Annotated in this window: 14 protein-coding genes; 8 read left to right on the top strand and 6 right to left on the bottom strand. The window is 57.9% G+C overall.

Translation table 11 applies throughout. The features are described from left to right. Positions 1-66: 66 nt before the first annotated feature. Both nrdD and nrdG read left to right on the top strand, forming a co-directional pair. Complete coding sequence (gene nrdD / locus NR195_RS08365; RefSeq protein WP_256844412.1) at positions 67-2,205, top strand: anaerobic ribonucleoside-triphosphate reductase; 2,139 nt, start codon at positions 67-69, stop codon at positions 2,203-2,205. Further along, positions 2,202-2,669, top strand: a complete 468-nt coding sequence (nrdG, locus tag NR195_RS08370) for an anaerobic ribonucleoside-triphosphate reductase-activating protein (RefSeq protein ID WP_022625291.1) — start codon at positions 2,202-2,204, stop codon at positions 2,667-2,669. The genes nrdD and nrdG overlap by 4 nt, the downstream gene beginning before the upstream one ends. Here the strand turns inward: nrdG and NR195_RS08375 are convergent. Continuing rightward, positions 2,661-3,296: an NAD(P)H-binding protein gene (locus NR195_RS08375; RefSeq protein ID WP_089414636.1), complete on the bottom strand. Its 636-nt coding sequence runs from the start codon at positions 3,294-3,296 to the stop codon at positions 2,661-2,663. The genes nrdG and NR195_RS08375 overlap by 9 nt on opposite strands. Positions 3,297-3,440: 144 nt before the next feature. On the opposite strand from NR195_RS08375, the gene NR195_RS08380 reads away from it, so the two are divergent. Next, positions 3,441-3,962: a type 1 glutamine amidotransferase domain-containing protein gene (locus NR195_RS08380; protein ID WP_010251739.1), complete on the top strand. Its 522-nt coding sequence runs from the start codon at positions 3,441-3,443 to the stop codon at positions 3,960-3,962. A 34-nt stretch (positions 3,963-3,996) separates the two neighbouring features. Here the strand turns inward: NR195_RS08380 and NR195_RS08385 are convergent, their stop codons facing one another. Then, on the bottom strand, positions 3,997-4,425 hold the full coding sequence (locus NR195_RS08385; protein ID WP_256844413.1) for a YhbP family protein: 429 nt from the start codon (positions 4,423-4,425) through the stop codon (positions 3,997-3,999). A gap of 75 nt (positions 4,426-4,500) precedes the next feature. Here NR195_RS08385 and NR195_RS08390 point away from each other — a divergent pair, with 75 nt between their 5' ends. Continuing rightward, positions 4,501-4,794 carry a GIY-YIG nuclease family protein gene (locus NR195_RS08390; protein ID WP_031292823.1) on the top strand — a complete coding sequence of 98 codons (294 nt, stop codon included), beginning with the start codon at positions 4,501-4,503 and terminating at the stop codon, positions 4,792-4,794. On the opposite strand, the gene NR195_RS08395 is transcribed toward NR195_RS08390, so the two are convergent. Both NR195_RS08395 and NR195_RS08400 read right to left on the bottom strand, forming a co-directional pair. After that, the gene (locus tag NR195_RS08395; protein ID WP_010251747.1) at positions 4,778-5,284 is read right to left on the bottom strand and encodes a GNAT family N-acetyltransferase; all 507 of its coding nucleotides are present in this window, start codon (positions 5,282-5,284) and stop codon (positions 4,778-4,780) included. The two genes, NR195_RS08390 and NR195_RS08395, sit on opposite strands and share 17 nt — an antisense overlap. After that, on the bottom strand, positions 5,278-5,802 hold the full coding sequence (locus NR195_RS08400; protein ID WP_010251750.1) for an SCP2 domain-containing protein: 525 nt from the start codon (positions 5,800-5,802) through the stop codon (positions 5,278-5,280). The genes NR195_RS08395 and NR195_RS08400 overlap by 7 nt, the downstream gene beginning before the upstream one ends. Before the next feature lie 204 nt (positions 5,803-6,006). Here NR195_RS08400 and NR195_RS08405 point away from each other — a divergent pair, with 204 nt between their 5' ends. The 3 genes from NR195_RS08405 to NR195_RS08415 all read left to right on the top strand — a co-directional run bounded on the left by NR195_RS08405 (position 6,007) and on the right by NR195_RS08415 (position 9,021). Then, a complete protein-coding gene (locus NR195_RS08405; RefSeq protein WP_033780467.1) occupies positions 6,007-7,002 on the top strand; it encodes a peptidase U32 family protein in 996 nt (331 codons plus the stop codon). Between the two features lie 9 nt (positions 7,003-7,011). After that, positions 7,012-7,890, top strand: a complete 879-nt coding sequence (locus NR195_RS08410) for a U32 family peptidase (protein WP_256844447.1) — start codon at positions 7,012-7,014, stop codon at positions 7,888-7,890. A gap of 120 nt (positions 7,891-8,010) precedes the next feature. Then, on the top strand, positions 8,011-9,021 hold the full coding sequence (locus NR195_RS08415; protein WP_010251755.1) for a luciferase-like monooxygenase: 1,011 nt from the start codon (positions 8,011-8,013) through the stop codon (positions 9,019-9,021). On the opposite strand, the gene NR195_RS08420 is transcribed toward NR195_RS08415, so the two are convergent. After that, entirely contained in the window at positions 9,022-9,942 is a 921-nt protein-coding gene (locus tag NR195_RS08420; RefSeq protein WP_033770876.1) for an AraC family transcriptional regulator, read from the bottom strand. 174 nt (positions 9,943-10,116) lie between these two features. On the opposite strand from NR195_RS08420, the gene NR195_RS08425 reads away from it, so the two are divergent. After that, positions 10,117-10,863, top strand: a complete 747-nt coding sequence (locus NR195_RS08425; RefSeq protein WP_256844414.1) for an SDR family NAD(P)-dependent oxidoreductase — start codon at positions 10,117-10,119, stop codon at positions 10,861-10,863. A 55-nt stretch (positions 10,864-10,918) separates the two neighbouring features. Here the strand turns inward: NR195_RS08425 and NR195_RS08430 are convergent, their stop codons facing one another. Beyond that, on the bottom strand, positions 10,919-12,859 hold the full coding sequence (locus tag NR195_RS08430; protein ID WP_010251762.1) for a DEAD/DEAH family ATP-dependent RNA helicase: 1,941 nt from the start codon (positions 12,857-12,859) through the stop codon (positions 10,919-10,921). Between the last annotated feature and the right edge of the window lie 2 nt (positions 12,860-12,861).

The raw sequence follows: 12,861 nt of genomic DNA on the forward strand, positions 1-12,861 counted from the left end.
TCAGCAATCACTACATGTAGCGAATAGAATCCTTTCGACCCCTATATGTAGTTTATGGAGAGAGAAATGGCGACGGTGGTAATCAAGCGTGATGGATGCCGGACAGGCTTTGATGCGCAGCGTATTGAGCAGGCCGTGGTGGCGGCGGCACGGGCAGCCGAAGTAGAAGACGCGGCCTGGTGCGCGCAGGTCGCTGAGCGCGTGGCATTGCGGCTGGCCGATCGTCCGGAAGTAGATATCCGTGAAATTCAGTGTGCGGTTGAAGAGACGCTGATGGCGGGTCCTTACCCTCAACTGGCCCGCGCCTACATTGAATACCGCCACGATCGCGATGTCGCCCGCGATCGTCAGAGCCAGTTACATCACGCCATCCGCGGGCTGGTCGATCAGACCAATGCGGCGCTGCTGAACGAGAATGCCAACAAAGACAGCAAAGTGATCCCGACGCAGCGCGATCTGCTGGCCGGGATCGTGGCAAAACACTACGCACAGCAGCAGATCCTGCCGCGCGATGTGGTGCTGGCGCACGAGCGCGGCGAGATCCACTATCACGATCTCGACTACTCCCCTTTCTTCCCGATGTTCAACTGCATGCTGATCGATCTGAAAGGCATGCTGACCAACGGTTTCAAAATGGGCAATGCTGAAATCGAGCCGCCTAAATCGATCGCCACCGCCACCGCCGTGACGGCGCAGATCATCGCGCAGGTCGCCAGCCATATTTACGGCGGCACTACCATTAACCGTATTGATGAAGTGCTGGCCCCGTTTGTTGAGCAGAGCTATGCCCGGCATCTGGCGATTGCTGAGCAGTGGCAGATCCCGCAGGCCGAGCAGTATGCGCGCCAGCGTACGGAGAAAGAGTGCTACGACGCCTTTCAGTCGCTGGAGTATGAGGTGAATACTCTGCACACCGCCAACGGCCAGACGCCGTTTGTCACCTTTGGTTTTGGTCTGGGGACGGACTGGGCGGCCCGGCTGATTCAGCAGTCGATTCTGCTTAACCGGCTGGCCGGACTGGGTAAAAATCGCAAAACGGCGGTGTTCCCTAAACTGGTGTTCAGTATTCGCGAAGGCGTCAACCGCCGGGCGGGCGACGTTAATTACGATATCAAACAACTGGCGCTGGAGTGCGCCAGCAAGCGGATGTATCCCGACATCCTCAATTACGATCAGGTGGTTAAAGTCACCGGCTCGTTTAAAACCCCAATGGGCTGCCGTAGTTTCCTTGGCGTTTATGAAGAGAACGGCGAGCAGATTCATGAGGGCCGCAACAATATCGGGGTTATCAGCCTGAACCTGCCGCGCATCGCACTGGAAGCGGGCGGGGATGAAGCGCGCTTCTGGACGCTGCTCGATGCGCGACTGCAGCTGGCTAAGCGGGCGCTGATGACGCGGGTGGCGCGGCTGGAGAAGACCAAAGCGCGCGTGGCGCCCATCCTCTATATGGAAGGCGCCTGTGGCGTTCGGCTGAATGCGGATGATGAAGTCGGTCCTATTTTCCGTAATGGCCGCGCGTCGCTGTCGCTGGGCTATATCGGCCTGCATGAAACCCTGAATGCGCTCAGCGGCGGTCATCAGCATCCTTACGATGACGCGGCCCTGGGCGCCAAAGGGGTAGAGATCATTGCTTACATGCGCGATGCCACCGAGCGCTGGAAAGCAGAAACAGGCTATGGGTTCAGCCTTTACAGCACGCCAAGCGAGAATCTGTGCGACCGCTTCTGCCGTCTTGATGCGGCGCAGTTTGGTCTGGTGCCAGGCGTTACCGACAAGGGCTACTACACCAACAGCTTCCATCTCGACGTTGAGAAGAAGGTCAATCCTTACGACAAAATCGACTTTGAAGCGCCCTATCCGCCGCTGGCGAATGGCGGATTCATCTGTTACGGCGAATACCCGAATGTGCAGCACAACCTCAAGGCGCTGGAGGATGTCTGGGATTACAGCTACGACCGCGTGCCCTATTACGGCACTAATACCCCGATTGATGAGTGCTACGAGTGCGGCTTCAACGGCGAGTTCACCTGTACCAGCCGCGGCTTCACCTGTCCGAATTGCGGCAACCACGATCCGGCGCGCGTCTCCGTCACCCGGCGGGTCTGCGGCTATCTGGGCAGCCCGGATGCGCGGCCCTTTAATGCCGGTAAACAGCAGGAAGTGCAGCGTCGGGTGAAGCATCTGTCTGAAGGACCGCTGGGATGATGCATATCCATCGCTACTATGATGTGGATATCGTTAATGGACCTGGCACCCGCTGCACGCTGTTTGTCGCTGGTTGCGAACATCAGTGTCGCGGCTGCTACAACCAGAGCACCTGGCGGCTTGATTCCGGCGTGCCCTTTACGCTTGCGATGGAGGAGCAACTGCTGGCGGATTTGCAGGACACCCGCATTCCACGCCAGGGATTGTCGCTGAGTGGTGGCGATCCGCTGCATCCGCATAACGTGCCGCACATTCGCCGTCTGGTGAAACGGGTGCGGCAGACGTGTCCCGGTAAAGATATCTGGCTCTGGACCGGTTACCGGATGCAGGAGCTGAATGCGGCGCAGCGCGCTGTGCTGGTCTATCTCGACGTGCTGATCGATGGCCGTTTTGTCGAAGAGGAGAAGGATGCCACGCTGCAATGGCGCGGCAGCCGTAATCAGATTATCTGGCAGTTACGCTGAGTGGCGCGGGATTTCGCCAGACTCAATGATTTTGACGCTCTCACTCCCCGGCGTAAAAGCCTGCTGGTGCAGACAGCGTGCCACGTCGTGCGCGCTGACCGCCCGCCAGTTGCCCGGCAGCAGCGAAAACAGCGGTCCCGCCAGGCTTTCACCCCGGCGCTTCTGCACGCGATCTCCAAGCAGCAATGAAGGCCGCACCAGCGTCAGGCGCGGCCAGCCCTGATGGCGCAGCGCATTCTCCATTTCGCCTTTGACGCGATTGTACAAAAACGGTGAGTGACGACTGGCCCCGTGCGCGCTGACCACCAGCATCTGCTTCGCCCCCAGACGTAATCCGCTTAACCCGCTGTCCACCACCAGGGTGTAATCAACGTGGATAAAGGCCTGTTTACTGCCTGCCTGCTTACGCGTGGTGCCCAGGCAGCAGAACACCGTGTCCAGCGAACTTTGCAGCGGCCCGAGGACATCGGTGAGATCGGCCTCAACCGGATTCACCACCTTGTTCATCGCGGGCAGTGGCCGACGGGTTGGCGCGATGATCTCATCGACGCGTGGATCCTCAATCAGTAAGCGCAGCAGATGCGACCCGACTAAGCCGGTGGCACCGGTCAGTAATACGCGATTCATCTCAGATTCATCCTTATTTCACTGCTGACTGGTTAAAAGATAGCTGATCTTAACGGGCTGGCTTGCGTTCTCACTCTCAGCGACCAGGCTTATAGCGTTATCCGGAAAGCGCGTCTCGCGCTCCACATGCTGAAGGAGGAAAAAATGAGCAAGAAAGTGGCGGTTTTAATTACCGATGAATTTGAAGACTCAGAATTTACCTCACCTGCGGAAGTTTACAAACGCGCTGGTTTTGAGGTGGTTACCATTGAGAAACAAGCCGGTAATGTCGTTAAAGGCAAGAAAGGCGAAGCGGAAGTGACCATCGATCGCAGCATTGATGACGTCAGCCCGGCTGAATTTGACGCCCTGCTCCTGCCTGGCGGTCACTCGCCCGATGCCCTGCGCGGCGACGATCGTTTTGTTGCTTTTACCAAAGAGTTTGTCGCCAGCGGCAAGCCAATTTTTGCCATCTGCCACGGGCCACAGCTGCTGATTAGCGCTAACGGCGTGCGCGGTCGCAAGATGACTACCGTTAAAGCCGTTGCCATTGACCTGATCAATGCCGGTGCCGACTTCCATGATAAGGAAGTGGTGGTAGACGACGATAAGCTGGTCACCAGCCGCACCCCGGCCGATTTACCGGCCTTTAATCGTGAATCCCTGCGGATCCTCGAAGCGCTGTAAGCCGCGACGCCCTTTTCTGCTGAAAAGGGCGTTTCTATTTCTCCCGCTGCCAGGCAATTTTCTTGCCGAATCCCAGCGCATTATCCGTCATCTTCACCTCATCCAGCACAATCTCCCACAGCGGTGCCGACACTTTGCGTGAGACCGGAAAACGTTTCTGATAAGCGGCTCTGGCGACCTTCTCTGTTGACTCTTCCAGCCGTTTAACATGGCCACGATACTGCACCCCTTTAATCAGCAGCACACTTCTGGGCTGGCCATTGACGGTGCCCGCAACCTGCGGATTCTGCAGCATTAACTCACCGTGGCGGGTATCGGGTTCCGTCATGATCCAGAAGACCATGCGCGTCTCGTCAAAGACGTAGTAGCAGTTAGCGCACCACAGTTGATCGTCGGCGGTACAGCAGAGTGAAAGCACATGCTGCTTTCTCAGATAGCGAACCAGATGGGCGTGATCGGACAAGATAAACTCCTGGCGGTGCACCGGAGAGTGAAGCGCGCTACACTGCCCGGCACCTTTTTTTGGGAAATGATTGCGATGAGTCAGCAGTGGCAACTCTACATCGTCCGTACGGCGAAAGGGAGCCTGTACACCGGTATCACCACGGATGTGGTGCGCCGGGTCGCTCAGCACCAGAGCGGACGCGGCGCCCGCGCGCTGCGCGGCAAAGGGCCGCTGGACCTGGTGTTTCACTGTGACGCGGGCGATCGCGCCAGCGCCTCCAGGCTGGAGTATCAGGTCAAGCAACTGACCCGCCAGCAGAAATTACTGCTGGTGGCGGGCCAGCCCGGCTGTCTGGAGAGCTGGCTGGGTATTACGGCTGGCGATTAAAGGGTTCGGCGTAGTCGATCTGCCCTTCCGCCCCGTCATACGCATTATCGGCCAGACGGTAGACCTGGAACGTTGCCTCTGTACCCGGCCAGCGGCTGCGCAGGCCGTGGCGTGCCGCCGGTTCAAAACCAAAACGGTTGAACAGCGCCGGATCGCCCAGCACCACTACCGCGCTGTAGCCAAATTCATTGAGCGTATCCAGCCCCTCATAGATCAGCTTGCTGGCAATACCCTGACCGCGCAGCGTCTCATCGACGGCCAGCGGTGCCAGCCCAACCCAGCCGCGATCTTCACCCTGCACGCTGACCGGACTGAATGCGGCATAACCCAGCACCTGTCCCTCGTCATCCGTCGCGACCACGCCTAAGGTCAGCAAGCCATCTTCACGCAGCGCCTGAGTCAGTTCCGCCTCTGCAGAGGTACTGAAGCAGCGTCTGAGCAGCGCGTCGATGCCTGCGGCATCCACGCCAATTTCACTACGAATCAACATGCAGCACCTGCGCGCGCCTGAGCGGCCTTCGCGTCCTGTTTCATGCCGGCGTCGACAAATGCCGCCATCTGCTCAATTGCCGTGCGTAACGCGGTGGGCATAGCCTCGGGTTCAATAGCATCCATTACGTTCTTCACCTCAAGTCCCAGTTCAGTGTCACCTTCAATCACCAGCCGGCGTTGAAAGAACAGCATGTCGGGATCTGCTTTACGTGCTGCCACCAGCAACAGATCATTGGCATTGCCCCGAAACCAGACATCCGCTTCGGACTGTTGCAATACCGCCAGTCGGCCGTCCTGCAGCGTGGTTATCCATTGCAGATTGAGATCGGCAATTTCAATACCCAGCAGGCGACCATCCAGAAAGTCTAACTCACCTTCAGCCAAAGCATGACGAAATTGCCAGTTTAAGAGTTGTTGCAGAAGCAACTTTTTGACCGGGAATGGGGTGAACGCAGCGGGTAACCCTAAGATTTTAGGACCGTTTTTCACACAATGGGCATGTATCCGCTCTAACACTTTCGTCACTCCCTTCAGAAAATTTTACGTATATTGCCATATCCTTTTCTGCGCGCCTCCTCTGAGATCAATAAAAACCGCTGCCATGCAGGGAAAAAAAGCGCCGCCGGGCGGATGAATTTGAATTTCACTGCCCCAAATCAACACGCAGCCCGGACCAGATGCCTAGACTCGACGCCCATCTGCATGTTGAGAGGAATATCTATGGAACTGCTCTGCCCGGCAGGAAACTTACCCGCAGTGCGCACCGCTGTAGAGAATGGCGCTGATGCGGTGTATGTGGGGCTGAAAGATGACACCAATGCCCGTCATTTTGCGGGTCTGAATTTCACCGATAAGAAACTGGCTGAAGCCGCGCGCTATCTTCATCAGCATCGTCGCAAACTGCATGTCGCGATCAACACCTTTGCCCATCCGGATGGCATGGATCGCTGGCAGCGGGCGATTGATGTGGCGGCACAAAACGGAGCCGACGCGCTGATCCTGGCGGATATCGCCACGCTGGAGTATGCCGCGACGCGCTATCCACAGGTTGAACGTCATCTTTCTGTACAGGCTTCGGCGACCAATCTGGAGGCGATTCGCTTTTACCATCGCCACTTCAATCTGCAGCGTGTGGTGCTGCCTCGCGTGCTGTCGATTCACCAGGTTAAACAGCTGGCACGCAGCACACCGGTGCCGCTGGAGGTGTTCGCCTTTGGCAGCCTGTGCATCATGGCGGAAGGCCGCTGCTACCTCTCTTCCTGGTTGACCGGTGAATCGCCTAACAGCGCCGGTGCCTGCTCCCCGGCGAAGTTTGTGCGCTGGCAGCAGACGCCGCAGGGCATGGAGTCACGTCTTAATGAAGTGTTGATCGATCGCTACGCCCCGGACGAAAGCGCGGGTTATCCGACACTTTGCAAAGGACGCTATATGGTTAACGACAAGCGTTATCACGTGCTGGAGGAGCCCACCAGTCTGAACACGCTGGAGCTGCTGCCGGAACTGCTGCGGGCAGGCATCGCCTCGGTGAAAATCGAAGGCCGTCAGCGCAGCCCTGCCTATGTCGCTGACGTGGCGCGCGTCTGGCGTCAGGCAATTGATCGCTGCAAGGCGCAGCCGGAACAGTTTGAAGTCGCACCACAGTGGATGCAGACGCTGGGCGATCTCTCAGAAGGTTCGCAAACCACGCTGGGTGCTTATCACCGTGAATGGCAATAAGGAGTCATGATGCAATATGCCCTTGGGCCGGTGCTCTGGTACTGGCCGACCGATACGCTGGAAGATTTTTACCAGCAGGCTGCCCGCAGTAGCGCGGATATTATCTACCTTGGCGAAGCGGTGTGCAGTAAACGTCGCGCCACGCCCTATGCCCGCTGGATGGCGCTGGCCCGTGAACTCGCGGCCAGCGGCAAACAGGTGGTGCTGAGCACGCTGGCGCTGCTGCAATCGCCCTCTGAGCTGAAAGAGCTGCAGCGTTACGTAGAGAACGGTGAGTTCCTGATTGAAGCCAATGATATTGGCACGGTAAACATGGCCGCTGAGCGTCATCTGCCCTTTGTCGCGGGCCCGACGCTCAATGTTTATAACGCCGACACGCTGCAACTGCTGGTCAAAGAGGGCATGACGCGCTGGTGTATGCCGGTGGAGATGTCACGTGACTGGCTGCTACAGCTGCTGGAGCAGTGCGAGACGCGGGGTATCCGGCAGCAGTTTGAGGTGGAGGTGCTGGGCTACGGTCATCTGCCGCTGGCGCTCTCAGCGCGCTGCTTCACCGCCCGCTCGGAAAACCGCGCGAAAGATGATTGCGAAACCTGCTGTATCAACTATCCGACAGGCCGGCGCGTCAACTCCCAGGAGGGGCAGCAGGTGTTCGTCCTCAATGGCATTCAGACCATGAGCGGCTACTGCTATAACCTGGGTAACGATCTGGCCGGTATGCGCGGCAAGGTCGATTGCATACGGCTCTCGCCGCAGGATGTGACGACGCTGGCAGAGATCGACCGTTTCCGCGCCAATGAAAACGGTCACGCTCCGCTAATGGTCGCGAAAGGCAGTGATTGTAACGGTTACTGGCGCAAACTGGCGGGCATGACGCTGGCATCCTGAATAAAAGCACATACCGGCTATATTCCTGCTGAGGTTAGCAGTTTTAATATAAGGAATGATGCGTAATACTAAATGGTGCAGGCTTTAACTTAACGCCTGCGCCATACAACGGGAGTAGTCATGTCTGATAAAAAACCTCTTCGCCTGTCCGTGCTGGATCTCGCGCCGATTCCACAGGGCGCGACCGCTCGGGATGCGTTCCATAATTCGCTGGCGCTGGCGCGTCAGGCTGAAAAACTGGGCTATCAACGCTACTGGCTGGCTGAACATCACAACATGACGGGGATTGCCAGCGCAGCCACCTCCGTGCTGATTGGCTATCTGGCGGCGAATACCGAGACTCTGAAGCTGGGCTCCGGCGGCATTATGTTGCCTAACCATGCGCCGCTGGTGATCGCCGAGCAGTTTGGTACGCTGGCCTCTCTCTATCCTGGCCGTATCGATCTCGGCTTAGGTCGCGCGCCAGGTTCTGACCAGCGCACCATGATGGCGCTGCGCCGCCATCAGGCCAACATGCACATCGACACGTTCCCCGAGGATGTGGCTGAACTGATTAGCTGGTTCGATGCTGAAGCGGATGCGCAGCCGCCAGTGCAGCCGGTACCCGGTCTGGGCCTGCAGATTCCGGTCTGGCTGCTCGGCTCCAGTCTCTACAGCGCACAGCTTTCAGCGAAAATGGGCCTGCCGTTTGCGTTTGCCTCCCATTTTGCCCCTGACCAGCTGTTCCAGGCGCTGCACGTCTACCGTGAAAACTTCCAGCCATCGGCGCGTCTCGACAAGCCTTATGCCATGGTCTGCATTAACGTGATCGCCGCAGACAGTGAGCGTGATGCGCGTTTCCTGTTTACCTCGCAGCAGCAGCAGTTTATCAACCTGCGTCGCGGCAAACCGGGCCCGTTACCGGCACCGGTTGAAAACATGGATAATCTCTGGTCGCCATCAGAACAGTATGGCGTACAGCAGGCGCTCAGCATGTCGCTGGTCGGCGATACGGACAAAGTGCGTCATGGGCTGGCCTCGCTGATGCGTGAAACCCAGGCGGATGAAATTATGGTCAATGGCCAGATTTTTGATTCCGAAGCGCGCCTGCGCTCCTTCGCCATTGCGATGGAAGCGGCTAACAGCCTGTAATCAGTTCTGCGGTGGGCGCAATCTGTCCGGGCTCACCGCCAGCTGACGACTATCCCTGGCCGGAGATTGCCCATACAGGCGGCGATACTCCCGGCTGAACTGTGACGCGCTCTGATACCCCACCCGATAGCCTGCCGTACCGGCATCCAGCTTTTCCACCATCATCAAACGTCGCGCCTCATTCAGCCGCAGTTGTTTCTGGTATTGCATCGGCGTCATGGCCGTGACGGCTTTGAAGTGATGATGCAGCGAAGAGATGCTCATGCCGACACTGCTGGCGAGCCGATCGATCTTCAGCGGCTGATGAAAATTTTCCCGCAGCCAGCGGGCAGCCTGCGCGACCCGGTTGCCCGGCCGCTCAGCCAGCGCCATATTCAGGATGCGCGAACCTTCCGGCCCGGTCAGCAGCCGATAGAAAATCTCCTGCTCAATGAGCGGGGCCAGCGCCTCAATGTCCTCAGGATGGTCAAGCAGGCGTACCAGCCGGATAACCGCATCCACCAGCAAAGGTGAGACCTTATGCACGGTGACGCCGCGTTCACTGTCTGGTGTCACCAGCGGCAGCGTCGGGGGAAACTGTTCGAGGTAGCGCATCAGCCGGGATTCATTGATGGCAATACCAATCCCCAGATTGGGTTTTTCCGGCGTGGCGACGGTGACGCAGGCGCGCACCGGCATATCCAGCGTCACCAGCAGCAGATCGCCCGGACCATAGTGCAGCACCTCATCACCGATATGCAGCGCCTTACCGCCCTGTGCCACCAGGGCAAAACTGGCCCATTGAGCAAAGTGCATTGGCTCAGTCGGTGCTGAAACCCGGCCAAAAAACAGGCAATCTATGGCGCTTGAATGCCGCCCATCCTCCGGAGCATGACGGGCAATTAACTGCGCCAGCCCCTGCCACTTCTCACTCTCTGTCACTGTGTTCTCCCCTCCCGCTATCTGTGCTGATATTACCTGACGCTGAGCGGAATACCTGGCCCGCCGCGCTACTTTTGCAGGATCGTGCAAGAAGCTTGCAGGATTGCACTACCCGCTTTTCGGCACCAGCGCGCATAGTCTTTCGACGCAATCATTACGGCGGAGAACAACATAATGAAGGCACTGCAAAATAAAATTGCGCTGGTAACAGGCGCCTCAAAAGGCATTGGTGCGGCGATTGCCATCGCTTTTGCCGCGGCTGGCGCCCGCGTCGTGGTCAATTATCGTCAGGATGAAGTGGGAGCGGCTGACGTGGTCAGCGATATCGTCAACCTGGGCAGTGAAGCCGTGGCGGTACAGGCAGATATCTCTCTCCTGCGGGATGTGGAACGGCTCTTCGCCACCACCGCAGAGTGCTTCGGCGCGCCCGACATTGTGGTGAACAATGCGGGCAGCTTTCATCACGGCGAGTTTGCGGCGCTGACGCTGGAGGAGATGCAGCAGCAGATTAACGTTAACCTGCTGGGTACGCTGATGGTCTGTCAGCAGGCGATTCATCACTTCCCGGCGCACGGCGGCAGCATTATTAATCTCAGCGCCCTGAACAGTAAAAACAGCACGCCAGGTTCCGTGCTCTGGGCGGCAACCAAAGGCGCAGTGGATACCCTGACCCAGGGACTGGCGCGCGAGCTGGGCGCAAAGAACATCCGGGTTAACGCCCTGGCACCAGGCATGATTCTGACGGAGGGATTACTGGCCGCGAAGAGGATGAGCCCACAGCTCAAAGCGCAACTGCTGGCAGCCACGCCGCTGGGACGCTTTGGTCTGCCGGAAGATGTGGCGCAGGTTGCGCTGTTTCTGGCCTCTGAAGACTCCGCCTGGGTCAGCGGCGAGCGCGTGATGATCAGCGGCGGTGCCTGACAGGCATAAAAAAAGGGAAGCCATTGGCTTCCCTTTTTGTTACGACGCTAAGTCGTTATGCATCACGACGACGTGGAGCGGCGGCTGCGCCCTCTTCACGACGTGGACCACGGCTACCTTCACGGTTGAAAGTACGTCCGCCGCCTTCACGACCACCTTCACGGCGTTCAGAAGAGAAGCGACGACCACCTTCACGGTTAGCTGCGCCCGGACCGCCTGCACCTGGACCGCTGCGACGCTCACCGCCAGCACCAGCTGGACGACGGTCACCACGGCCTTCGTTCGGCTGTGCATCACCCAGTAACTGCATATTCATCGGCTTGTTCAGAATACGGGTACGGGTAAAGTGCTGCAGCACATCGCCTGGCATGCCTTTCGGCAGCTCGATAGTCGAGTGGGTACCGAACAGCTTGATGTTACCGATGTAACGGCTGCTGATGTCGCCTTCGTTAGCGATAGCGCCAACGATGTGACGAACTTCAACACCATCATCGCGGCCTACTTCGATGCGGTACAGCTGCATTTCGCCAACGTCACGACGTTCGCGACGTGGACGATCGCCATCACGGCTTTCGCGGTTTTCACGCGGAGCACGAGAATCGCCACGCGCTTCACGGCTGTCACGACGGCCATCACGCTCGTCACGATCGCGGTATTCGCGACGTGCCGGACGCGGTGCTTCTGGTGGCAGAATCAGAGGACGTTCGCCCTGTGCCATCTTCAGCAGTGCGGCTGCCAGTGTTTCCAGATCCATTTCATCTTCTGGCTGCATTTTAGCCAGCAGAGCACGGTACTGATCCAGATCGCTGCTTTCCAGCTGCTGCTGAACTTTAGCAGCAAACTTAGCCAGACGACGCTCACCCAGCAGTTCTGCGTTAGGCAGTTCTACCTCAGGAATGGTCAGCTTCATGGTACGTTCGATGTTACGCAGCAGACGGCGTTCGCGGTTCTCAACGAACAGCAGCGCACGGCCAGCACGACCAGCACGACCGGTACGGCCGATACGGTGAACGTAAGATTCTGAGTCCATCGGGATGTCGTAGTTAACAACCAGGCTGATGCGCTCAACGTCCAGGCCACGGGCCGCAACGTCGGTTGCAATCAGAATGTCGAGACGACCATCTTTCAGGCGCTCAAGCGTCTGCTCACGCAGCGCCTGGTTCATGTCACCGTTCAGCGCGGCGCTGTTATAGCCACTACGTTCCAGTGCTTCTGCCACTTCCATGGTTGCGTTTTTGGTACGCACGAAGATGATGGCAGCATCAAAGTCTTCTGCTTCCAGGAAGCGAACCAGTGCGTCTGTTTTACGACCGTAAGCGGTCCAGTAGCTCTGGCTGATATCAGGACGCGTGGTCAGGCTTGACTGAATACGCACTTCCTGTGGATCTTTCATGAAGCGTTTGGTGATACGACGAATCGCTTCCGGCATGGTTGCAGAGAACAGCGCGGTCTGATGATCGGCTGGAATTTGCGCCATGATGGTTTCAACGTCTTCGATGAAGCCCATGCGCAGCATTTCGTCTGCTTCATCCAGCACCAGGCCACGCAGGTTAGAAAGGTCTAACGTGCCGCGTTTCAGGTGGTCAAGCAGACGGCCAGGCGTACCCACAACAACCTGTGGTCCCTGACGCAGTGCGCGCAGCTGCACGTCATAACGCTGGCCGCCGTAAAGGGCAACCACGTTCAGGCCACGCATGTGTTTAGAGAATTCGGTAACTGCTTCAGCAACCTGTACCGCCAGTTCGCGGGTAGGTGCCAGCACCAGGATTTGTGGCGCTTTAACAGTAGGATCAATGTTATGTAACAGCGGCAGAGAGAACGCCGCGGTTTTACCACTCCCGGTCTGCGCCATGCCTAACACGTCACGGCCCGCCAGCAGGTGAGGAATACACTCAGCCTGGATTGGGGATGGCTTTACGTAGCCCATGCCATTCAGTGATTCAAGGATGTCGGCGTTCAGGCCAAGGTCAGCAAAAGTGGTTTGAATATCAGTCATGT

Source organism: Pantoea sp. Ft-CA_14 (genome assembly GCF_024520875.1).
Lineage (GTDB): Bacteria > Pseudomonadota > Gammaproteobacteria > Enterobacterales > Enterobacteriaceae > Pantoea > Pantoea agglomerans.